At 63.3% G+C, this 23,751-nt stretch carries 15 protein-coding genes; 8 read left to right on the top strand and 7 right to left on the bottom strand.

The window, feature by feature from the left end; translation table 11 throughout:
- Window positions 1–6 precede the first annotated feature (6 nt).
- From BJQ17_RS05645 to BJQ17_RS05655, 3 genes are all read left to right on the top strand, one after another.
- Window positions 7–720 carry a YebC/PmpR family DNA-binding transcriptional regulator gene (locus BJQ17_RS05645; protein WP_070095720.1) on the top strand — a complete coding sequence of 238 codons (714 nt, stop codon included), beginning with the start codon at window positions 7–9 and terminating at the stop codon, window positions 718–720.
- 137 nt (window positions 721–857) lie between these two features.
- A complete protein-coding gene (locus tag BJQ17_RS05650; RefSeq protein ID WP_003250783.1) occupies window positions 858–1,802 on the top strand; it encodes a LysR family transcriptional regulator in 945 nt (314 codons plus the stop codon).
- 149 nt (window positions 1,803–1,951) lie between these two features.
- Window positions 1,952–3,364, top strand: a complete 1,413-nt coding sequence (locus BJQ17_RS05655) for a DOPA decarboxylase (RefSeq protein ID WP_003250785.1) — start codon at window positions 1,952–1,954, stop codon at window positions 3,362–3,364.
- 113 nt (window positions 3,365–3,477) lie between these two features.
- Here BJQ17_RS05655 and BJQ17_RS05660 read toward each other — a convergent pair whose 3' ends face one another.
- On the bottom strand, window positions 3,478–4,851 hold the full coding sequence (locus BJQ17_RS05660; RefSeq protein ID WP_003250787.1) for an MFS transporter: 1,374 nt from the start codon (window positions 4,849–4,851) through the stop codon (window positions 3,478–3,480).
- A 289-nt stretch (window positions 4,852–5,140) separates the two neighbouring features.
- Between BJQ17_RS05660 and quiC the strand changes: the two genes are divergently transcribed.
- The gene (gene quiC / locus BJQ17_RS05665; RefSeq protein ID WP_004575405.1) at window positions 5,141–7,048 is read left to right on the top strand and encodes a 3-dehydroshikimate dehydratase QuiC; all 1,908 of its coding nucleotides are present in this window, start codon (window positions 5,141–5,143) and stop codon (window positions 7,046–7,048) included.
- A 68-nt stretch (window positions 7,049–7,116) separates the two neighbouring features.
- Here quiC and BJQ17_RS05670 read toward each other — a convergent pair whose 3' ends face one another.
- The 3 genes from BJQ17_RS05670 to BJQ17_RS05680 are packed head-to-tail and all read right to left on the bottom strand — an operon-like array spanning window position 7,117 to window position 10,030.
- A complete protein-coding gene (locus BJQ17_RS05670) occupies window positions 7,117–7,785 on the bottom strand; it encodes a bifunctional 2-polyprenyl-6-hydroxyphenol methylase/3-demethylubiquinol 3-O-methyltransferase UbiG (protein ID WP_070095721.1) in 669 nt (222 codons plus the stop codon).
- 11 nt (window positions 7,786–7,796) lie between these two features.
- Complete coding sequence (gene chrA / locus BJQ17_RS05675) at window positions 7,797–9,149, bottom strand: chromate efflux transporter (protein WP_070095722.1); 1,353 nt, start codon at window positions 9,147–9,149, stop codon at window positions 7,797–7,799.
- A gap of 17 nt (window positions 9,150–9,166) precedes the next feature.
- Complete coding sequence (locus tag BJQ17_RS05680) at window positions 9,167–10,030, bottom strand: sensor domain-containing diguanylate cyclase (protein WP_070095723.1); 864 nt, start codon at window positions 10,028–10,030, stop codon at window positions 9,167–9,169.
- A gap of 199 nt (window positions 10,031–10,229) precedes the next feature.
- Between BJQ17_RS05680 and BJQ17_RS05685 the strand changes: the two genes are divergently transcribed.
- Window positions 10,230–10,715, top strand: coding sequence for an isochorismatase family protein (locus BJQ17_RS05685; protein ID WP_004575408.1), 486 nt, complete (start codon window positions 10,230–10,232; stop codon window positions 10,713–10,715).
- Window positions 10,716–10,742: 27 nt separating this feature from the next.
- Here the strand turns inward: BJQ17_RS05685 and BJQ17_RS05690 are convergent, their stop codons facing one another.
- A complete protein-coding gene (locus BJQ17_RS05690; RefSeq protein WP_070095724.1) occupies window positions 10,743–13,514 on the bottom strand; it encodes an amino acid adenylation domain-containing protein in 2,772 nt (923 codons plus the stop codon).
- A gap of 216 nt (window positions 13,515–13,730) precedes the next feature.
- Window positions 13,731–14,429 (bottom strand): pirin family protein, encoded by a 699-nt coding sequence (locus BJQ17_RS05695; protein ID WP_070095725.1) that lies wholly within the window; start codon window positions 14,427–14,429, stop codon window positions 13,731–13,733.
- 184 nt (window positions 14,430–14,613) lie between these two features.
- Between BJQ17_RS05695 and BJQ17_RS05700 the strand changes: the two genes are divergently transcribed.
- Window positions 14,614–17,118, top strand: coding sequence for a UvrD-helicase domain-containing protein (locus BJQ17_RS05700; protein ID WP_070095726.1), 2,505 nt, complete (start codon window positions 14,614–14,616; stop codon window positions 17,116–17,118).
- A 7-nt stretch (window positions 17,119–17,125) separates the two neighbouring features.
- Here the strand turns inward: BJQ17_RS05700 and BJQ17_RS05705 are convergent, their stop codons facing one another.
- Window positions 17,126–22,015 (bottom strand): NEL-type E3 ubiquitin ligase domain-containing protein, encoded by a 4,890-nt coding sequence (locus tag BJQ17_RS05705; protein ID WP_375731031.1) that lies wholly within the window; start codon window positions 22,013–22,015, stop codon window positions 17,126–17,128.
- A gap of 182 nt (window positions 22,016–22,197) precedes the next feature.
- Between BJQ17_RS05705 and BJQ17_RS05710 the strand changes: the two genes are divergently transcribed.
- Window positions 22,198–23,124 (top strand): alpha/beta fold hydrolase, encoded by a 927-nt coding sequence (locus BJQ17_RS05710; RefSeq protein ID WP_003250808.1) that lies wholly within the window; start codon window positions 22,198–22,200, stop codon window positions 23,122–23,124.
- Between the two features lie 75 nt (window positions 23,125–23,199).
- A complete protein-coding gene (locus BJQ17_RS05715) occupies window positions 23,200–23,619 on the top strand; it encodes a VOC family protein (RefSeq protein ID WP_003250810.1) in 420 nt (139 codons plus the stop codon).
- Window positions 23,620–23,751 lie beyond the last annotated feature (132 nt).

Here is a 23,751-nt window from a genome sequence, read left to right on the forward strand (position 1 = left end):
GTCGACATGGGCGCACAGTGGAAAGCCAAACATAGAGAAACAGCGGCCAATGCCAAAGGCAAGATCATGGGCAAGCTGTCCAAGGAAATCCAGATCGCGGCCAAGTCGGGTGCCGATCCCGACATGAACCCGCGCCTGCGCCTGGCCATCGTGCAAGCCAAGAAAGCTTCGATGACCCGCGAGACCCTGGATCGGGCAATCCGCAAGGGCGCTGGCCTGGACGGTGATGCCGTGCAATACCATGCGGTGAGCTATGAAGGTTTCGCACCGCACCAGGTACCGCTGATCGTCGAGTGCCTGACCGACAACATCAACCGCACCGTCGCGCAGATCCGCGTGCTGTTCCGCAAGGGCCAGCTGGGTGCCAGCGGTTCGGTAGCGTGGGACTTCAACCATGTAGGCCTGATCGAAGCCATGCCTGCGAGCGCTGACGCTGATCCGGAAATGGCCGCGATCGAAGCCGGTGCCCAGGACTTCGAGGAAGGTGAAGAAGAGGGCTCGACCCTGTTCATCACCGACACCACCGACCTGGACGCGGTGCAGAAGGCCCTGCCAGAGCATGGTTTCACCGTGACTGCGGCAAAAATCGGCTACACCCCTAAAAACCCGGTAAGCGCGGCCAGCCTGAGTGCTGAAGCGTTGGCCGAGGTCGAAGCGTTCCTCGAGGCGATCGACGAGCACGATGACGTGCAGAACGTCTATGTTGGCCTGACCGAGTAATCGTCGGGGCCGCGTTGCGGCCTGTTCGCGGGCAAGCCCGCTCCCGCAGGTTCTTCACGATGCTGAACGATGTGAGAACCCTGTGAGAGCGGGCTTGCCCGCGAGAGGGCCCTTGAATTCCACCGCAGGGAGCCTGCATGAACCCCACCTTCGCCTCCCTCAGCCTCGCCCACCTGCGTACCCTCGACCACCTGTTGCAGCTTAAAAACCTCAGCCACGCGGCCGAGCGCCTGGGCGTCAGCCAATCGGCCCTTAGCCGCCAGTTGGCCCACCTGCGCGAAGCCTTCGATGATCCATTGCTGGTGCGCCAAGGGCGTGGTTACGTGCTTAGCGAACACGCCGAAGCCCTGGTCGAGCCTTTGCGCCAGGTGCTCGAAGAACTGCACGCGCTGCGCCAGCCCGCCATCTTCGACCCGGCGCGTTGCGAGCGGCGGTTCTGCCTGGCCGCTTCGGACTATGTCGCCGAGCACATGCTGCCGCTGCTGGTGGCGGCGCTGGAGCGCGAAGCGCCAGGTGTGTCGCTGGAGTACCGCACCTGGCAGGCCGGCCAGTACGCCTTGCTGGCCAGCGGAGAAATCGACCTGGCGACCACCTTGTTCGACGAGTCGCCGCCCAACCTGCATGGACGGCTGCTGGGTGAGGACCGCGCGGTATGCCTGATGCGCCAGGATCACCCGTTGGCCGCGCAGGCCGCGCTCAGCCAGGCCGACTACCTGGCGTACAAGCATGTGCGCATTTCGGGCGGTGGCGACAAGGACAGCTTCATCGATCGGCACTTGCGTGCACAAGGCCTGCAGCGGCGGGTCAGCCTCGAAGTGCCGTTCTTCTGCGCCACGGTACAAGTGATTGCCAACAGTCAGGCAGTGGCCACGGTCCCCGAGCATATTGCCCGGCAGTTGTGCCGTTTACATCACCTGGCCTGGCGGCCACTGGGCTTCATTGACCACAGCCAGCGCTATTGGGTGGTGTGGCACCAGCGCCTGCAGGCTTCGGCCGAGCACCGCTGGTTGCGCAACCGGGTGTTCGAGCTGTGGCGTCAGTCGCAGTTCGGGGTGCAGGGTGGGCATGCGGGTTTGCCATAGCAGCTATGCGTGAAGCGGGGGTTATTCGGCTGGGGATAGGTGCCTAGACTGGGGCATTGTGTTGATTGTGCGGCTTCTTCGCGGCTGTAGGCGCGGGTTTACCCGCGAAAGGGCCAGCACAGGCAATGGATAACCCCAGGAGAGCTAGCGTGACCCCCGAACAATTCCGCCAGTACGGCCACCAACTGATCGACCTGATTGCCGACTACCGCCAGACCGTGGGCGAACGCCCGGTCATGGCCCAGGTCGAACCTGGCTATCTCAAGGCCGCCTTGCCCGCAACTGCCCCTCAACAAGGCGAACCTTTCGCGGCCATTCTCGACGACGTCAATAACCTGGTCATGCCCGGCCTGTCCCATTGGCAGCACCCGGATTTCTATGGCTATTTCCCTTCCAATGGCACCCTGTCCTCGGTGTTGGGGGACTTCCTCAGTACCGGTCTGGGCGTGCTGGGCCTGTCCTGGCAATCCAGCCCGGCCCTGAGCGAACTGGAAGAAACCACCCTCGACTGGCTGCGCCAGTTGCTTGGCCTGTCTGGCCAGTGGAGTGGGGTGATCCAGGACACTGCCTCGACCAGCACCCTGGTGGCGCTGATCAGTGCCCGTGAACGCGCCACTGACTACGCCTTGGTACGTGGTGGCCTGCAGGCCGAGCCCAAGCCTTTGATCGTGTATGTCAGCGCCCACGCCCACAGCTCGGTGGACAAGGCTGCACTGCTGGCAGGTTTTGGCCGTGACAATATCCGCCTGATCCCCACCGACGACCGCTACGCCCTTCGCCCAGAAGCACTGCAGGCGGCGATCGAACAGGACCTGGCTGCCGGCAACCAGCCCTGCGCCGTGGTTGCCACCACCGGCACCACGACGACCACTGCCCTCGACCCGCTGCGCGCGGTGGGCGAAATCGCCCAGGCCAATGGGCTGTGGTTGCACGTTGACTCGGCCATGGCTGGTTCGGCGATGATCCTGCCCGAGTGCCGCTGGATGTGGGACGGTATCGAGCTGGCCGATTCGGTGGTGGTCAACGCGCACAAATGGCTGGGTGTGGCCTTCGATTGCTCGATCTACTACGTGCGCGATCCGCAGCACCTGATCCGGGTGATGAGCACCAATCCCAGCTACCTGCAGTCGGCGGTGGATGGCGAGGTGAAGAACCTGCGCGACTGGGGCATTCCGCTGGGCCGTCGGTTCCGTGCGTTGAAGCTGTGGTTCATGTTGCGCAGCGAGGGTGTCGATGCATTGCAGGCGCGGCTGCGGCGTGACCTGGATAATGCCCAGTGGCTGGCGGGGCAGGTCGAGGCGGCGGCGGAGTGGGAAGTGCTGGCGCCAGTACAGCTGCAGACCTTGTGCATTCGCCATCGACCGGCGGGGCTTGAAGGGGAGGCGCTGGATGCGCATACCAAGGGCTGGGCCGAGCGGCTGAATGCATCCGGCGATGCTTATGTGACGCCGGCTACACTGGACGGGCGGTGGATGGTGCGGGTTTCGATTGGTGCGCTGCCGACCGAGCGGGGGGATGTGCAGCGGCTGTGGGCACGTCTGCAGGACGTGATCAAGGGCTGAAGCCTTCGCGGGCAAGCCCGCTCTCTAGGGATCGCATCAGGGCTGAAGCCTGTACGGTACCTGTGTGAGCGGGCTTGCCCGTGAAGGGGCTGCAAGGCAGCCCCTGCAATCTATCAGTGACTCACCGCCTGAAAGCTACCTTTACGGCTGGCTTCATAGGCAGCCTTTTCCATCGGCTTGGCGTCTGGGTTGCCCAGGTCGTCCATCGCCAGGCGGTGGGTTTCCGGGGCAATGTAGGCCGCCAGGGCGCACACGCCGGTGATGAAGAAGGCCAGCCCACCGACTACCAGCGGAATGTTGTCCGAGCCCGGCGGAGCAACCATTGCGAACAGCGCGGGCAGCATGGCGGTCAGCATGGTGCCGATGTTCTGCGCGATGGCCATGGCCGTAACGCGGTAGCGGGTGTGGAACAGCTCTGGGTAGAAGCTTGGGAACACCGCGTTGTAACCCTGGTAGACCATGCCCCACATGACGATCGAGGCTGCGAACGCCATTGGCACGTTCTGGATGCTGATCGCATACAGGTAGACGAAGGCCAGCAGGCCAGAGCCCAGGCAGCCAGCGATCATGGTCGGGCGACGGCCGATCTTGTCCGACAGGTTGCCCACGAACGGGATCACCAGCACCGCGACGATGTTACCGACCACCGGAATCCACAGGTAGACGCTCTTGTCGAAGCCGATGCCATACGCCGGCTGTACCGCGTAGGCCGCACCGAAGATGGTGGCCACGACCGGGATCACGTTCATCAGGGCCATGAACATCACCAGCACCATGTGCTTCCAGCTGTGGCGGAAGGCTTCGCTGATGGGCGACTTGACAACCTTGTCCTGTTTCTCTTCTTGAACGAACGCTGGGGTTTCGTGCACTTCCTTACGGATGATGAAGCCGGCAATCAGCACGATGGCGCTCATCAGGAACGGAATGCGCCAGCCCCATTCGGTAAAGGCTTCGCTGGGCATGAAGTACGCCAGTGGCAGGAATACCGCCGCCGCCAGTACCTGACCCGCTTGCACACCTTGCAGGGTGAAACTGGCGTAGTAGCCTCTTCGGCCAAACGGCGCGTGCTCCATGATCATCGAGCTTGCACCGGAAATTTCCCCGGCCACGGCAAAGCCCTGGATCAGGCGCAACACCACCAGCAAGGCCGGTGCGAGGTAGCCGATGTCGTGGTAGGTGGGTAGCAGGCCGACAGCCATGGTCGACAGGCCCATCAGGAACATGCACAGCAGCAGTACGTTCTTGCGACCGCGGGTGTCACCCCAGTGGCCCAGTACGAAGGCGCCGATCGGGCGTGCCAGGTAGCCCACGCCATAGGTGGCCAACGAGGCAATGATGGCCATTTTCGGGTCGGTGTTAGGGAAGAAAATCTGCGGGAAAATCAGCGCAGCGGCCTGGGCGTAGATGAAGAAGTCGTAGTACTCGAGTGCCGAGCCTATCCATCCACTGGCGGTCGCTTTCTTTGCTTGCGAGCTGGAGTGAGCCATCGTTGTCTCCGTTGTTATTGTTGTTTGCGCAGGTTCCGCCAGAGGTTATGCCAAGGCAGGAGGCAACGGTCGGTGTGCCTGCGTCTGTGGTCCATGTTGACCACGGGCCCGCGGTCTAGCAATTCGCTAAAACGGGTTTTGTGCGATAATCGAACGCAAAACTAACCATTCCGTACAAAGAGATTGAAGCGACGACTTTACCTGCGAATAATCGATCGTGCCATAAACTGTAACAGGGGTTGTTTGCCCGAATGGCACCGTATTCTTCCAACAACAAGGAACTCCCGCCATGCAGCGTTCGATCGCTACCGTGTCCTTGAGCGGCACTCTGCCGGAAAAGCTCGAAGCCATCGCCGCCGCCGGTTTTGACGGCGTCGAGATCTTCGAGAACGATCTGCTCTATTACGCTGGCAGCCCGCGCCAGGTGCGCCAGATGTGCGCCGACCTGGGCATTGCCATCACCTTGTTCCAGCCTTTCCGCGACTTTGAAGGCTGCCGCCGTGACCGCCTGCAGAAAAACCTCGACCGCGCCGAACGCAAGTTCGACCTGATGCAGGAGCTGGGTACCGACCTGGTGCTGGTGTGCAGCAACGTCCAGGCCGATGCCCTGGGTGACGAGCAACTGTTGGTCGACGACCTGCGCCTGCTGGGCGAACATGCTGGCAAGCGTGGCCTGCGCATTGGTTACGAAGCGCTGGCCTGGGGCCGCCACGTCAACACTTACCAGCAAGTGTGGAACCTGGTGCGCCAGGCCGACCACCCGGCACTCGGGGTGATCCTCGACAGCTTCCACACCTTGTCGCTCAAAGGTGACCCCAGCGCGATCCGCGACATCCCCGGCGACAAGATTTTCTTCGTGCAAATGGCCGATGCGCCGATCCTGGCCATGGATGTGCTGGAGTGGAGCCGCCACTTTCGCTGCTTCCCGGGGCAGGGCGAAATGGACATGGCCGGTTTCCTCGCGCCGATCCTCGCCACGGGTTACCGTGGCCCGCTGTCGCTGGAAATCTTCAACGACGGCTTCCGCGCCGCACCGACCCGGCAGAATGCCGCCGACGGCTTGCGTTCGCTGCTGTACCTCGAAGAGCAGACCCGCTTGCGCCTGGAGCAGGAAAACACGCCGATCGAACCTGGCGTGCTGTTCTCCCCGCCGCCGGCCAGCGCTTATGACGGCGTGGAGTTCCTGGAGTTCGCGGTCGACGAAGCCGTCGGCGCGCGCCTGGGCAACTGGTTGAAGCGCCTGGGCTTTGCCGAAGCCGGCAAGCACCGCAGCAAAGAAGTGCAGCTGCTGCGCCAGGGTGACATCAACATTGTGCTGAACGCTGAACCGTATTCCTTCGGCCACAACTTCTTCGAGGCCCATGGCCCGTCGCTGTGCGCCACTGCGCTGCGGGTCAAGGACCAGCAAGCGGCCCTGAAGCGGGCCACCGCCTTCCGTGGCCAGCCGTTCCGCGGCCTGGTCGGCCCCAACGAATGCGAAGTGCCGGCGGTGCGTGCGCCCGATGGCAGCTTGCTGTACCTGGTAGAGCAGGGCACTGCCGGCCACACCCTGTACGACACCGACTTCAGCCTGGACAACAACGCAGCCGCGACCGGCGGCTTGCGCCGCATCGACCACATGGCCCTGGCCTTGCCGGCCGAGTCGCTGGACAGCTGGGTGCTGTTCTACAAGAGCTTGTTCGACTTCGCCGCCGACGACGAAGTGGTGCTGCCCGACCCGTATGGCCTGGTCAAGAGCCGCGCCCTGCGCAGCCAGTGCGGCACCTTGCGCCTGCCGCTGAACATCTCGGAAAACCGCAACACCGCCATCGCCCATGCGCTGTCAAGCTACCGTGGTTCGGGCGTGCATCACATCGCTTTCGATTGTGACGACATCTTCCGCGAAGTGGCGCGGGCCAAGCTGGCAGGGGTACCGCTGCTGGAAATCCCGCTGAACTACTACGACGACCTGGCGGCGCGTTTCGATTTCGACGACGAGTTCCTCAGCGAACTGGCGTACTACAACGTGCTGTACGACCGTGACGCTCAAGGTGGCGAGCTGTTCCACGTCTACACCGAGCCGTTCGAGGAGCGTTTCTTCTTCGAGATCATCCAGCGCAAGGCGGGGTACGCCGGTTACGGCGCTGCCAACGTTGCGGTGCGCCTGGCAGCCATGGCCAAGGCCCGAAGCGGCGCGGCGCGCAAGCCGGTGCTGTAGTCGCCTGCACCGGCCTGTCTTGTGGGAGCGGGGTGAACCCTGCTTCCACAGGATCGTTACGGCCCGATTCAGTGACGCTCAGCCACCATCAACAACGACTGCGGCACCGCGCTCTGCGGGTGCTGCGGTTCCTGCAGACTGACCAGCCTCAACCCCGCCATGTCCAGCGCATTCAGCCAGCTGGCCAGGGTGCGGAAATACCAAGGCATCGGTTGCCAATCCCCGGCAAACCCGGCAAAAGACTCCTCTCGCCAGCCATCCTGATAAGCCCCGCCGGCCACGCTCCACGGGTGCAGGGTCTGGATCACCAGCGCACCGCCTGGCACCAGCAAAGTACGCATGGCCGACAACAGTTCAATGATGTCCTGGTGCAACAGCGCGAAGTTGGCGCAGATCACGTCATAGTCCTTGCCAACATGCACCTTCGCCTCAGCCAGCTGCGCATAGCTGGCCAGGTGCACCTCACCCGCGCCCGCAGCCTGCGCTGCATCCACCAGGGTACTGTCGCCGTCGACGCCCACGGCCTCGATACCCCGGCTGGCCAGCGCGCGCAGCAGCCAGCCCTCACCGCAGCCCAGGTCGAGCACCCGTTCGGGCTGGCGGCCGAGGATGGCCAGCAGGATGGCCTGGTCGGTGACCTGGCGACGGCTTTCGATGGCGCCGCTGCGTACGGCGTCGATCCAGACTTGGGCGTTATGGTGCCAACTGTCGAGCAAGGCGTCTTCAGGGTTGCGCATGATCGGCTCCATCAGCGGAAAAGGTGAAGGGCAAGCCCGGCAACGGCGCAGCCGATCAACACGTGTATCACCCCGCGCTTGTAGCGGAACAGCGCCACAGCCGCCGCGAGCGCTATCACCGCCGAGGACCAGTGGAACGCGCCATCGAACCCGGCCGGCCACAGCACGTGGTAGCCGAAGAACAGCGCAAGGTTGAGGATTACCCCCACCACCGCCGCAGTGATCCCGGTCAGTGGGGCGGTGAACTTCAGTTCGTTGTGGGTCGACTCCACCAGCGGGCCTCCGGCGAGGATGAACAGGAACGAGGGCAGGAAGGTGAACCAGGTCACCAGGCTCGCTGCCACTGCGCCCGCGAGGAACGCCTGGTGGGCGCCGAACATCGGCTGCAGGTAGCCGCCGACGAAACCGACAAAGGCCACCACCATGATCAGCGGCCCGGGCGTGGTCTCGCCCAGCGCCAGGCCATCGATCATCTGCGTGGGCGACAGCCAGCCATAGTGGCCGACAGCCCCTTGATAGACATAGGGCAGCACCGCATAGGCACCGCCGAAAGTCAGCAGCGCCGCCTTGGTGAAGAACCAGCCCATTTGCGTCAGTGTGCCGTGCCAGCCAAAGGCCGCCATCAGCAGGCCCATGGGCAGAAGCCAAAGCGCTGCAACTGCCAGCAGCAAGGTCACCAGGCGGCCCCAGCTGAAGCGGGCGTGCGCGGGTATCGGGGTATCGTCGTCAATCAGCGCCGGGCGCTGGCGGGCCCTGGCTGCGCTGTGGCCACCACCGGGCGCGAACTGTGCCGGCAGCAGCCGGCCACCGACATAACCCAGCAGTGCGGCCGCCAGCACGATCAGCGGGAAGGGGACGTCAAGCGCGAAAATGGCCACGAACGAGGCCGCGGCAATGGCCCATAACCAGCCGTTCCTCAGCGCCCGCGTGCCAATGCGGTGGGCGGCATGCACGACGATGGCGGTCACGGCCGGCTTGATCCCTTCGAAAATCCCGGCGACCACCGGTACTTCGCTCCAGGTCAGGTACACCCACGACAGGCCGATCAGGATGAACAGCGACGGGAGCACGAACAGAGCGCCGGCCATCACCCCGCCCCAGGTGCGGTGCATCAGCCAGCCGATGTAGGTGGCCAGTTGCTGGGCCTCGGGCCCGGGCAGCAACATGCAGTAGTTGAGGGCATGCAGGAAACGCCGTTCACTGATCCAGCGGCGCCGCTCCACCAGCTCCTGGTGCATGATCGCAATCTGCCCGGCCGGGCCGCCGAAACTGACGAAACCCAGCTTCAGCCAGAACAGCAATGCCTGGCCCAGGCCGACAGAGGCGGGTGTTTGCCCGGCAGTTGCTTGCAGGTGTTCAGCCATGCGGTGTGCCCTTGCTTTCAGCCAGTCGCAGCGCGTTGGCGCTTGATTCGGTACATGTGCCCGTCAGCATGGCGCAGTAACATGTCGGCATCGTTGCCGTCTTCGGGAAAGCGGGCCACGCCAATACTGCAGGACGGTGCATCGATGCCAGCAAACTCGGCGTCGAGCGGTTCGGCCATGACCGCGAGAATGTGCTGTACGTGCGTGGCAATGGCCTCCGGCGACGGGCAATCGGGCAATAACACGGTGAATTCGTCACCGCCCATCCGCGCTACCGTGCCAGCCGCCCCTACGCAGCGTTCCAGGCGGCGGGCCAGTGTGCACAGGACCCGGTCACCCACGCTGTGGCCGTGGTTGTCGTTGATCTGCTTGAAGTCATTGATATCGAGGAACAGCAAGGCCAGCCTGCGGTTGTGACGCCGGGCCGCGGCCAGGGCAGTGTCCAGCCGTTCATTGAACATGGCGCGGTTGGCCAGCCGGGTCAGCGGGTCATGATGGGCGAGGAAGCGCAGTTCGTCTTCGGCCTTGCGCTGGGCGGTAACGTCCCGCGCCACGCCGATACGCGCCTGGGCCTCCTCGGACCAGCAGGCCGCCCACAAAATGTGCACCACGCTGCCATCCTTGCGAAGGTAACGGTTGCAAAAGTCGTAGTGCGGCTGGCCGTTCATCACCCGCATGATCGAGGCGCGCGTGGCCGCGAGGTCGTCAGGGTGCATGTACTGGGTGATGGACGTGCCGATCAGTTCGCAGGCCTGGTAGCCCAGCAGTGTCTCGCAGGCATCACTGACGAACACGATCTGGTTGTCCCTGTCGACCACGAATACCGTGTCCAGCATCAGATGGATCAGCCTGGGGTACAACGCTTGCAGGTCTACGGGCATGGCTCAGGGTGTCCGCGGCAGGGTGACCGATCATAGCCTGAAGGAATACGTCGCAGCTACGGCAGCCTGCAGGGCCAGGGCGCGCCAAGGTATTCGGCGAGCTTGAGCCGGCATGTTGGTGGGATGTATCGATTGGTGATCAAGCCCCGGCGCCACGCGTTATACTCCGCGCCATTTTGCATGATGGCCGGAGTAAGGTATGCGCCAGGTTTTGCTCATCGTCGATGTTCAGTCCACCTTCAGCCCGCCCGAGTGGCTGGTCGATGGTTTGCGGCGGTTGTCAGCGAACATTCCCACCATAGCCTCGGTCGAGTTGCACGATGAACAGGTCACGCCGTTCGAGCGCCAGCTCGGTTGGCACCCGGCGGCCGAGGACGAGAGCCTGGTCGAGGCCGACCAGGTGTTCGTCAAGCATGGCTATGGGCAAAGTGCCGAAGCTATCGACTACATCCGGCAACTGGGTGTCGAGCGGGTGCTGGTGTGTGGGTTGCAGACCGAAACCTGCGTGCTGGCCGCCGGCTTTGCCCTGTTCGATGCAGGGCTGATGCCCACGCTGGTGACAGACATGACAATAGGGTCATCGCTGGACCGCTCGGGCAAGCTGGGGACCGACCTGTGGAAGCACCACTTCCGCCAGGTCACCACCTCGGTCGAGGTGCTGGCTGAACTGGCCGGACGCGCGTAGTGCATGCGCCGGCGGGGACATCTTCGTTCAGGCAGAGGTGGCGCGCTCAGCTGGATCGGCTCCACGCGCCTGGTGCTGCTTGCGCCTGCGGGTAAACAGCAGACGTAACAGGGTGTTCCAGCAATAGCTCACCAGCACCCCTCCAGCGATTGCCAGGGCCACCTCGAACAGCGGGTGCCTGAAAACATGGTCCGCCACCGACTCGAACTGGAAATGCGTCAGGTAGATATACAAGGTTGACGAAGCGATCACCGCACCTGCCCGTGCAACCAGGGCGGGTACTGGCACCGAGCGGAACCAGACAAGCGCCAGTATCGCTGGGAGGGCGATGTCGACATAGCGTGTGAACGCTTGCCAGCCAACACCGGCAACCGCCATCAGGTCCAGCTCACCCACCACCAGCACGGCCACCGCACTGGCCACCCATTTGCGTGAGGTCGTGTCGGCATGGTGCACGGCCATGCCCAGCACCATCACCGCCAGGAAGTGCTGGGGTACCCGGTTGAGCAGGGCACTGGCGTCGAATACGAACTGGTTGAGGAACACATCCAGCGCTACCAGTGCACAGGCAGCGATGATCAGCCAGCGAAACGGATCGGCAACCAGCACCTGGCGCACGCGCTTGATCGACAGCACCAGGCCAATGATCACGATCATCTGCACCAACACTTCGATGTACCAATAGTTGAACAGGCTGACCTCGCTGGCGGGGAACCAGTTGGAAACCAGCAGCAGCGATTGCCAATGTAGCCGGTCGAATACCAGCTGGATCAATGCGGTATACAACAGTGTTGGCACCACGATGGCTGCCAGTGACCTGAGCAGCGTGCGTGCATCGCCACGCGCTTCGATGGCCTTGAGCTGAAAGCGCGCCAGGGCGATGCCGGAGACCAGAAACAGCACCGAGGTTTCGCCGACGATCAGCCAGTGGTCGAACTCGCCCAGGTGGCCGACCACAATCAGGATGATCGCGAGCATGCGGATGAACACCGGCATCTCCATTACCCGCCACGTGCCTTTGGGTGGCGCACTCAGCTCGGCCAGTTGGCACACCGGCAGGGTTTCCCAACGTTCAGGCAGGTGGCCGATGAGTGCTTCGAGCACGCGCGAAGCCTGTACGAACGACAGCGAGTCGCCGCCCAGCTCGACAAAGCTCAACCTGGCGTCCAGGCGCGGCACCTGGAGGATGCGTGCCCAGGCTGTACTCAGCTTTTCGGCCAAGGGTGACAACGGTGGGCTGATACTGTCGTCAAATGCAGCAGGCAGCGCGCGTTTGTCGACCTTGCCGTTTGGGGTGAGCGGCAGGGCATCAAGGAACACGAACAGCGCCGGTACCATGTAGTCAGGCAACTGGCCGGCGAGGGCCTGGCGCAGTTCGTCAGCTCGGGTGGCCTGCTGTGCGACGCAATAGGCCACCAGCCGGGTCGATGCACCCTCGTGGTTGGCCAGGACCACGCATTGCCCTATGTGTGGGTGCCGGCTGATGGTGTTCTCGATTTCCGCCAGCTCGATGCGATGCCCACGGATTTTCACCTGGCTGTCAGCACGCCCCAGAAAACTGGCGCTGCCATCGGCCAGGTAGGTGCCCAGGTCGCCCGTGCGGTAACAGCGGTCAGCCGCGTCAGCGGTGAACGGGTTGGCGATGAATTTGGCTTCGGTCAGCCCCGGGTCGCCCCAGTATCCCCGCGACAGGTAGGGGCTGCGGATCAGGATTTCGCCTGTCTCGCCCTCGCTGACCAGCTGGTTGGCCGGGTTTATCACCAGCAATTGTGCATCGGCAATGCCTTTGCCCAAGGGCACCCGGGCATTGTCCATTTCCGGGTCGAGGGTATGGAAAGCCATGGCCTGTGGGGTTTCGGTGGTGCCGTAGAAGTTCACATTGACGGCATTCGGTGCGATGGCGCGGACCTGCTGGTACTGCGTCGGGCTGAGTGCATCGCCACCCCAGAACAGGTAGCGCAGGTGGTCGAGAACCTGGCCGTTCAGGTGTGCGCCAGTTTCGATCAGCTTGCCCAGCGGCGGGGTGAGGTGGATCACGCTCACACCGTGCTGCTGAAGCCAGCTGGCCAGCCGTGAGGGGTCGGTCAGGGTCGACTGCGCCGGGCAGGCAATGGTCGCGCCAAGCGACAGTGGCGTGAACACGTCGCGGTATACCGGGTCGTGGCCCAGGCCAGAAAGCAGCGAGAAGGTGTCGGCCTGGGTAAAGCCGTGCTGGCGCACATGCCAGTCGATGAAGTGCACCAGCGGTGCGTGGTGGGTAACGATGCCCTTGGGTTCACCGGTGCTGCCCGAGGTGAAGGTGATGTAGGCCGGCTGCTCAGGGCTGACAGCGGGCAGCGCGACAGGTTGGCGAGGGAAGGCCTGCAGCGCCTCCGCGGGGGCTTCAGGCACCGTGACGACCATGGGCTGGCCGACGTCGACGGTTGCCTCGGCACAGCGCAGTATCACCGCAGGCTTCAGGGTGTTGACGATTTGCTCGATACGCGCGGCAGGGTAAGCGGCGTCAGCCACGGTGAAGGCCAGGCCGGCACGCAGGCAGCCGAGCATGGCGTATACCAGGGCGGCGCTGCGGCGGGTGACGATGACCACACGATCGGTGCCGCTGGTGGCGTTTTTAACCAGAAACGCGGCAATGCCCGCGCTGATCTGCTCCAGTTGGGAGTAGTTGCAGGTTGTGTGCTGGCCAATGATGGCAATGCCCGCCGGGCAGCGGCTGGCCTGCTGGATGAAAGCGTGGTGAATGGGCTGTTCGGCACGGTACTCCAGGCACAGCGTCGGGTTCGGGCGCAGGTCCGGCATGATGATCGAGTACTCCGCAGGAACGTTGGGCTGGCTGGTAGCACAACGCTAGTGCAGGCTGGCTGATGGCGCCAATATTTGAAGGCTGCCTTGCGATAGCCGGGCAGGTCCAGGGCCGCAAGCGTGCCCCCATAAAACCCTGCTAACCCGACGGGTTAGCGGTTGTTCCATGGGAGCCGCCTTGCGCTGCGACATGGATTGTCACAGGCCTGGTTTTCAGGCCACATCCACAAGCACGATCTCGCTGTCCTCGATGGCGGTCACCCGCAGCACCGCTTCCTGCTCGATCGCCACGCCATCGCGCGCCTTGGCCCGCAACCCGTTGACTTCCACCAGCCCCTTGGCCGGCACCAGGTAACCCCGGCGTGCGGCATCGAAGCGGTACTCGGCGGTTTCACCCGCCCGCAGGGTGGCAGCCACCAGACGGGCATCGGTACGGATCTGCAGGCTGTCCTCGTCACCCGCGCGGCCGCTGGCCAAGGTCACGAAGCCTTCGCCGCGCTCGCCTTTGGGGAACGGCCGGCTACCCCACTGCGGTGCTTCACCGGTGCGCTCCGGCACGATCCAGATCTGGAAAATTCGTGTATCGATGTCTTCCAGGTTGTACTCGCTGTGCACAATGCCGGTACCGGCGCTCATTACCTGAACATCACCGGCTTCGGTACGGCCCTTGTTGCCCAGGCTGTCCTGATGGCTGATCGCGCCTTCACGCACATACGTGATGATTTCCATGTCGCGGTGCGGGTGCGGTGGGAAGCCGCTGCCGGCCGCGATCAGGTCGTCGTTCCAAACCCGCAGGTTACCCCAGTGCATGCGTGCCGGGTCGTAGTACTCGGCAAACGAGAAATGGTGGTGGGCATCGAGCCAGCCATGGTTGGCGTGGCCGAGGCTTTCGAAGGGTCGCAGTTTCAGCATGGTCGTGCTCCTTGAATCAGTGGAATGACGCCATGATGCGCTAAAGACACATCGAAAATAAGCGTAAATATCGGCTTAAAACAATCTGTTTTATAGATGTTTTTTTGCGATGTTTTATTCGCTTCATCGCCTAATCCACTGATCTGCAAGCATTCGCTGGCGATTTTTCGTCGATGCGGCGAACATGCCTGCTGTTTTGTTTTTCAACGGAGTGACCGTGGCCCACGAGCAACCCTTGGCCCCCGCCGACCTTACCCCTCCTGCCCAGTTGCCCTGGTTTCGCCGCCTGGCCGCCCGCTTGCTGGGGCGTGGCCTGACCCGCCTGCAAGCCCAGCACCGCGACTCGTGGTTCCTCGGCCACGCCACAGGCCAGCGCACTGGCCATGCCGATGGCGTGCGTGAAGGGTTCGAGCGTGGTCGGGTGGAGGGCTATGAAGCGGGGCGCCAGGTGCTGGTGATCCGCGATACGCGCCCCGACAGCGCCGCCGTGCCAGGCCAGGATGACAACTTGTTCGACGACTGGCGCCTGCCGTTGACGGCCGAGTTGAAGAAGCGCTTCAAGGCCGATGTCGCCCAGCGCCTGCCCGCCGAAGCCCAGCCCAGCGCCGCGCAATGGAAGCTGATCTTCAGTGACACCCCGTCTACCTGCGTGGTGGCAGGCGCCGGGGCAGGCAAGTCCACGTCGCTGGTGCTGCGTATCCTGCTGCTGCGTCATTACCTGGGTTACGAGCTGGATGCGATGACCGTGGTCACCTTCACCCGCGAGTCGCGCAAGGACTTCATCAAGCGCCTGCTGCAGGTGTTCGCCCTGTGGCAGATCAACCTGCAGCCTGCGCAGGCCCGCGAGCTGGTGCGCACGTTCCATTCGCGCATCCTGCCGCTGGTGCGCAGCCTGCCGGGCTTCGGCCAGGTGCGTGCATTTGAAACACTGGGCCACGAGATGCCTGCCGGGCGTGAGGCCGAGGCCGACAGCAACCCGTTCGACCTGCGCCTGAACGATGCCCAGCGCCAGCAGCTGAACCAGTGCTACAGCAGCTTGCTGGGCGAGAGCCCGCGTTTTGCCGAGCTGGTCGGCCAGTTGCGCAGCGAAGCCTTGCAACTGAAACCGCTGGACCCGAACAACCCCGATGTGCAGAAGCGCGCACAGGTGACCCAATTGGCCGCCCAGCGCGACGAAGAACTGTGCGACGTGATAGAGGACCTGTGGTTCGCCGCTGGCGTCTGGCCGATCAAGGGCATCGAGCCCTGCCGCGAAACGGTCGACATCCGTGGCAGCCGCTTCCATGTGCATGGCCGCCTGGAAGGCCAGGGGCCTTTGGTGGTGCTGGGCTTCGACCCCGCACAAAGCGTGCAGTACCAGCGCCCCGGCGCCAAGCTGACCGTGCGTGCCGAGTGGGCGGTCAAGCGCACACTGTTGCAGGCGTTCTGCGACAGGCCGCTGATCTGGCTCGACAACTACGCCATGGCCAGGCGCCTGGCGGCATCGTTGGCGGGCGATGCCGTGGCCGGGCCTGGCTTCGAGTACAAGGTCAAGGGCGAACTGGCCCCGGCTCCGCTGCTGGATGCGTTCGTCAGTGCGGCCAATTTCATCGAAAACCTTGGGTTGGAGGTGAACAAAGCGGTGGCGGCGATGAGCTTTCCGTCCGGCGACAGCGATGCACTGTTCTTTGAGGCCCTGGCGCTGTACTGGAAAGCCCTGGAAGCGCACCTGCTGGACCAGTCGCCGCCGGTGATGAGCTACAACCGCATGTTCGCCTTGTTTGGCGAGAACAACCCAGAAAACCTGCACTTGCTGCCCGATCCGTTGCTGCGGCCGCTGGCGCACCTGATGATCGACGAGTTCCAGGACGTGTCGCCACAGATCGTCAGTTGGTTGCGTGCCAGCCTCGCCGAAATACGGCGCCGCGGCCCGGCCATGCACACCGGGCGCCATGCCCAGCATTCGTCGTTGCTGTGCGTGGGGGACGACTGGCAATCGATCTACGGCTGGCGTGGTAGCTCGCCCAAGTATTTCATGGAGTTCACCAAGGCGTTCCCGTCGCCGGCCAACACGCGGGTGATGCTGGTCGACAACTACCGATGCCAGCAACAGGTGATCGATGCGGCCGAGCACCTGGTCAAGGGCACCCCGGCGATTGCCGGCAAGAAAGCCCGCGCCAGTGGCCCGGCGGCTGAGTTGCCCGGCTCGCCGGTCAAGGTGTTCGACCGTGACGAGGCTGCGTTGGGCGAAACGCTTGTCGAGCATTACCAGCGGGGTGAGACGGTCATGATGCTGTACCGCAAGGGCAGTGACCGAGCGTTGATGAACGAGCACCTGCAAAGCGTGCTGCACGCCGACGCGGCGCTTCCGGCCGAGCAGCGCCGGCTGCGCCAGCTGACCTACCACAGTGCCAAGGGTTTGCAGGCCGATGCGGTGTTCATGCTGGGTGACTGCCAGTACCTGACCAGCTCACCCTACAAGAACCAGGTATACCGTCAGGCCGGGCTGGGCAAGGCAGGTGATGCCCAACCGTTCGACTCGGCACAGAAGGAAGAAGTGCAGCGCTTGGCCTACGTGGCGGTGACCCGTGCAGTGCAGCACTGCTATTGGCACGTGGAGGCCGTCAGTGGTGACGCCGCAGCGGCCCCACGGGCGTCCAGCCAGGTGGACGGCAAGCAGGCCTTCTTCGAAGACCTGCGCGGGCAGTGAGTGGGGGTCAGCGGCCGATTGTTTGCGTCTGGCGGGTGAGGCTGATCAGCAGACCGGTTTCAACCTGCTGCTGCTCGGCAGTCAGCGCGTCCACGCCCTGGCGATACTGCTGCTCGTTGAGCACGACGCGCCGCAGCCTGCCCTCAGCATCCACCGGGCTTTCAGGCATGACCCTGGCCAAGGCTCGTCGCACAGAGCTGTCCAGGGATGTCACCGGGTCGGCGGTTTCATCCAGGCAGTAATAGAGGTAGTCAAGGCCTGGCCGCCAGAAGTCGGTGATCAGGCTGAACTGTGCCGCATGCTCTCGTTTCAAGTACTCGACCCAGCCCGGCTGCTGGGTCAACCATTGCTCCCGAGCGATGGCATCTCTGTCCAGGGAACGGACCGCAGCTTTCACCATTTCGATGATTGTGTCGTTGATTCTGGCCGTATTGCGGTACAGCATGCCTCGGCTCGGCTCAGGGTAGTCCAGCGCGCTGGCCAACGACTGGCGCAAGGCCAAACGTACCTCGACATCGTCCACCAGCCCCGTTTGAAGTTCGCTGTCTGGAAAGGCTGAGGGGTCGTCCAGCTCATCGTAGGGGGGGAGGTTTTCATCGAAGGCCCCGTCGAGCAGCGCCTGTTTGCGCAAGGACCTTCTCCAGCTGATGCGATCGGCCAGTTGATTGACCTGACTGCGTCGGTACAACTTGCCATACAGGCTCAGTAGATCAGCGGGTCGACTACCGGCGACGGCTGCCGCTTCGTGGGCCAGCACTTCTATCTCCAAGGCACTGAACGCGTCGGCACCTGCGTCGCCACAGGTTGGCGGGAAGTCGCCGGCCACGGTGGCGAGGCGTTCACGCAGCGCGGTGTCGCGGGCCGCGTCATCCAACAGCTTCCAGACGCGTGCCCTCAGGGCCTCGCCATCACGCTGCGCTTCTGCCGATTGGGCAAGACGTTCGAGTACGCCCAGCAGCGCTGCGTTTTCACCTTGGTCAAACAGGTCGCTCCACAGTTGCTCCTCGGCACTGCTCGCCTCGCCACGGAAAATGCCTTGCCACAGTGGCACGTCTTCTGCGTGCTCGAATACGTTGACGCCGCTACTGCCCAGGCGTGCTCGTGTCTGGGCTTCCAGGGTGTTGTAGTTGAACAGCCAGCGGCGCTCCGGCAAGTGCGCGGCGACATCGCGGGCAAACGGGGTACGCAGCACACCAGGCAAGTCTGGCAGGGTACGAATGCGGTTGGACGACAGGTTCAGGTAGCGCAGTTGGTACTGGGGCTGGCTCATCAGGACGGTCAGGCTGTCGGGCCACTGCTGCAGTTCGCAGCGGTCAAGGTCCAGGTGGCTGAGGCGGGCCATGAAGCGCAGGTCTGGCGCCAGCCGCAGTGGGTTGCCCGACATGTGCAGTACCTTGGGATGGATCATGTCCTGAAACTGGGCGGCCAGGCTCTCATCCAGTGTGATCTGGTTGCTGCCCAGGCCAAGTCCATCCAGGGGCAAACGCATCAGGAAGGCGAGGCTGGCATTATCGAGCCGCAGCCGGTTACGGCTGAGGCCGAGTACCCGCAGGCCAGGCATCGCCCCAATGGCCTGCTGGGCAGTGGCTGAAAGGGTAGTCAAGCCATTGCCTGTCAGGCCCAGCTCGCGTAGCCGTGGGGCAGACTTGAGCGCCTCGAACAATGCTTCAGCGTCCATCTCCGGGTTACCGACAATTTCCAGGGTGCTCAGGTCAGGGAAGTTTGCCAGGAAGCCGCCCTCCAGGCGTTGCATCTGCAACCCCTCAAGGACGAGGTGCCGTATATGCGGCATACGGGCAGTGAACGCTGGCAGCGCTTCCAGTTGCATATGGCTCAGTACCAGCACTGCGCGTTGCGCGCCGCCTTCACGGCGCGAAGCACTCATCAGTCGCTCGGTGCATTGCTGGCGATCAAAGCGCTCTTCAAGGGTGCGGGCGGTGCTTACCCAGCGGTTGAGATCCCGGTTGAGGGTACGCTGCTCGACCTCCAGTTGGTTGATCGCGCTACCCAGGTCGCCTCCTCGAGCCAGTTCGGCTTGTAGACCACTGATTTGCTCGCTGCTGAGTTCGGGGTAGAGCGCCCGGAGTCGACGTGCAGCCGGCAAGGCTCGTCCTTGCAGGCCACGGCCGCTCAGGGGATAGCCCAGCTGGCCGTTGGCCAACCGCAAAGGGGAGCGGAACCTGGGGTTGATGGGTTGCTGGCCGATCAGTGAGGCGCAGTGCTGGCGATCGTCAAGGGCAAGTTGCAGCAACCGGGCCGGGTCAGCCTGCGGGTGCGCGGCTTGCAGCGCCTGTTTGATGCGTAGACTGTCGTCGTTGGCCAGGCTAGGCCTGAACAGGCCGAGGAGGGCGCGGTCAAGCCGCGCTCGAGCTTGCAGAAGGCGTGCTTCTTCGGCAATGCGAAGCGGCACCCGGCCGTTGGTCAGGCGTTCCCGTTCGGCGTTGCTGATGTTGCCAAGCAATGCTTCAAGCGCGCTGTCCGGCAGCCCAGGAAACTGCCGGGCGAGGGTTTGTGCGGTTGCTGGGCGTGCGGGGCGGTGTCTTTGTTGCAGGCTCTCGAACAGCGCTTCGCGGTGCTGTTCCAGGTGTTGCGCGAGCTTGTTGTTCAGTGCGGACGATCGGTGCTCGGTTGGTGTGTCGCCGAGCAAATGCCCAATGGCTTCTTCATCCATCTGATCCAGCACGGTCTGGCTCAATTGGCCATTGTCCAGGTCGGTACGGGTAATTTCGATTTCTGTCTGGCCCAGCGTGTGAGGGGGGCCGTAGCGCACAGATTCGCCCCAGGGTTCTGGCCCTTGGTAAACCTTGAGCACGTTCCCCTCGGGCCACCCCGGCAGGCGCAGCAACTCGGGCAAGGCAAAGTTCTTGTACGCAGCCAGCGGCAGCCCATGGCGTACGCAGTTGATGATCTGTTGTGTCTGATTGTCCAGTTGCAACCGCTGCAGCGTGTCGATCAACAAAGCGGGTGGACGCAGGCCCGCTGCCTGGGTGCGGCGCAGCACGTCTGGATCGGTACCGGTACTGCGCATGGCATGGTCCAGTTCGCTGTCGTCCAGGCCTGCACTATGGCTGCCGAGGCGGCGCGCGAGCTGTGCGCGGTCCCATTCCAGAGGCTGCTCATGGGCCAGTTGCCAGCGGGCGTTACCCTGATGCAGCAAGCGTGGGGCATAGGCCTGCGCGTCATCGGGGTGGCGCACGCGCCATTGCTGATCAGTGCCCTGAAACACCTCGTACAGGGTTCCATCCAGCTTCAGGTAGGTCTTCCCATCGACGTGTACATGGCCGAGCAAATCGGGTTGAGCCCCCTCAGGAATAGCCGCCGTGCTCGCATAGGGTTTCATGTCGGGGTGCCAGAGCACCTCCTTGTCTTCATGCCATACACGTTTCAGTGCATCGACAAAGCCAGACGCCTGGACGATCCTGGTGCCCACTGCAAAGCCGGCAATCACGCCCGCGTTGATGGCCAGCGATTCCAACTGCGCCAGTGCCTGCCGGGTATCACCTTCTTCCCAGGCCTCGAACCCGGTGAAAACAGAGCTCATCAGGTCGTAAGCAAAAACACCTAGCATTACCGTGTTCAAACCCGGCACGAAGAACGCGGCGACATTCAGCACGTTCATCCCCAGGTCGAACCAGTACTTCAGACGCTCATTGCGGGCGTTGGCGTCGACTTCGGCGGTAGGCACAGCAATGGTTTTTGCGTCGGCCTTCATGCGCGCAAGGTGTGCGTTGTACAAGGACGTCCAAGGGGCGGTCCTGATGGGCGAGAGCGTGAAAGGGATCACTGGCATGATGCGGGGTTTGCGTATGCCCGCTTCATCCTCTTCGAACAGCGCGATTTCCAGCTTTACGGCGAGTTCTTTTTGCCTGTCCTTGTAGGCGAAATGCACCAAAGCGCGGCGAAACTCGCTTTGCAATAGCCGGCTGCGCAGGTGCTTGCCCGCTTCCTGACGAGAAGCGAACTCCCTTACCGGGTGCTCGCTGTCGCCAGGGACATACACAATGCAGGGGTTCTTGCGGTAAGGGTTGTCTGGCCCGATGAACAGTATTTCGTGGACGGGGGTATCGAACAGGTTGAAGTGCCAGCAATGCAACGCCTCGTTTTCATAGGTGGGGTGAGGCTTGCCGTCGCACAGTTGCCCAAGCGCATCGAGCCCGGCCTGGCTCAGCAGGCCTTTGAGCTTGGCGATCAATGCCTGGACCCTCAAGGCCTCACGGTTCGCTGCAATCGACAGGCGCTGGATTTCAGCGCGATTGGCGCCTTCATGGGTTGCAAGCAAATGGTCTTGATAGCGTTTGCCAAGGTCCAGTGCCCGACAATGTCTCACGAAGTCCGCCATCGTCAGGCCTGCCAGGGGCGTGTCGCTGCCAGCGGCGTCGGTGAGCCTGCTGTAGGGACCGACTTCGTCCAGCCCCTCGAAGTTGTGCAGGGCAGCCTCCAGCAAACTGCGTGTTTGCGGCTGGCCTACGGGGCGGGTGGCCAGCACGTCCGCTTCCACGTCCGGGACCAAAGGCGTTTCCACATCGGGAACGCCAACCCAGATGTTGGCCTCTGACTCAAAGGGCTGGAACACATACTGCGCCCTGTCTACGGGTACATTCAGCTTCAACCGCTCGGTCAACAGAGGGCCGCAGAACGCGATGATGTCCTTGAACTCGCCCAGCGCCTGTTTGACGTGCGCCAGCCGTTTGTTACGGGTTTGCAACGCCTTGTGCAACTGCTCACGCATTGGCTCATCGGCAGTGGCATACCACGAGTAAGGGGTGCCATCTTCATCGAGGTACTCCTTGTACAGGCTCTGCACCACTTTGCGCGTATGCGTGGGTTGGAGCGCCTTGATCCATTTCGGTAACGATCGGGTTATCTGGCTTTGATGTAACGGTGTCGGGGTTGTCATGGTCACCATCTCTTTTGTGGGGGGAGACAGTCCACGCTGATCAAGGCGCCGGGGTGCGGTAGATAGTTGTTGGCAGCAGTCGGTCCTGCGTATGCGCGGGTCGGTGGGGGGCTGGCAGCGAGGGAGCATCTGCGAGAGGGTGAGGCAGGCCATGGTGCAGGCTTCAGCCAAGGAGAATCGCAATGCGTTCGCTGTGCAGTCCGAAAGACCACCTGCTAGACCTCGATGGCGTTGAAATAGCGGTTCGCACCTGGGGGGCAGAAGACGGTATTCCCATATTGGCCTTGCATGGCTGGCTGGATAACGCTGCCTCGTTCGAGCGCCTGGCACCGATGCTGGACGGCTGCTTCGTGGTGGCCCCCGACCTGATCGGCCATGGCCGTTCTGGGCATCGTCGCCACGACAGCGGCTATTACCTGTGGGAGCATGCCGAAGACATGCTGGCGGTGACCGACAGCCTGGGCCTGGCGCAATTTCATGTGCTGGCCCATGGGATGGGCACCGGTATAGCGTCGCTGCTGGCGGCCATGACCAGTGGCATTGCCAGCATGACCTTCCTCGACGGCATGGGGGCACCGTTCACGGTGGCCGAGGATGACCGCGTGCAGCACCTGGCGCGGGCTTACCGGCTCAAGCGCATGGTACAGCGTAGCCAGTTGCCGGGTTTTGCCGAGCCGGATGTTGGTCGCTTCGACGACCTGGACACCGCCCTGGCGCAACGCCGCGAGCGGCTGGACACCGAACTGTCGGAAGGTGCCGCTCGGCTGCTGGCGCTGCGCGACCTGCTACAGCTGGACGATGGCTATTGCTGGCGCCACGACCCGCGGCTGGTATTGCCCGAACCCATGCCCCTGACCGAGCGCGAAGCCTGCGACCTGCTCAGTCAGATCCGCTGCCCGTTGTACCTGCTGTTCGGCCGCCAGGGGGCCTTCACCGGCGAGGCCTTTACCCGGCGTCAGGCCGCCTTGCCCAGCCAGGCGAAAGTCTCCTGGCACCCAGGCGGGCACCACTTCCACCTGGATGCGCCGGACCGGGCGCTGGTCGACCAGTTGCTGCGTATCCTGACGCGCCATGAAGGGGGCGTTCTGCAACGCTTGGTGAACGAGTAGCTGATTCTGGTCACGCCGCGTGAACCTGGGCTATGGTGGCGAACGTATTCGCAAACACGCCACAGGGAGCCCGGCATGCGGCCTTTCACCATCAAGCACATCGACCACCTTGTGTTGCGGGTCAGCGACCTGCCGCGCAGTGTTGCCTTTTACACCGAACTGCTCGGCTGCACCGTCAGCCGCGTGCGCGAAGACTTGGGCATGGTGCACCTGGCCACGGGCACGGCGATGATCGACCTGGTAACCCTGGATGGCCCGCTGGGGCAGCCAGGCGGAGCTGCACCGGGCGTGGAAGGGCGCAACCTGCACCATTTCTGCCTGCGCATCGAGCCGTTTGACGAGGCCGCGTTGACGGCCTATCTGGAAGCCGCCGGGGTAAAGGTGGAGCCTGCAGAGAAGCGTTATGGTGCCGAAGGCGAGGGGCTTTCGCTTTACTGCTACGACCCGGATGGTAATCAGGTCGAGTTGAAGGGGCCGGTAGTGCCTGGCGGGTGAAACCGCCCCCGCCAAAATCGTCAGCCAACCCGATATCGCCCATCACCCGGTGCTGCCGTGTAGTCCAGGCCGTCTTCTTGTGCAGGGCCTGGCGGGTGGATATCCAGGCAATCCCGATTATGCTTCATTTAC

The organism is Pseudomonas sp. NBRC 111139, assembly GCF_001753955.1.
Lineage (GTDB): Bacteria > Pseudomonadota > Gammaproteobacteria > Pseudomonadales > Pseudomonadaceae > Aquipseudomonas > Aquipseudomonas alloputida.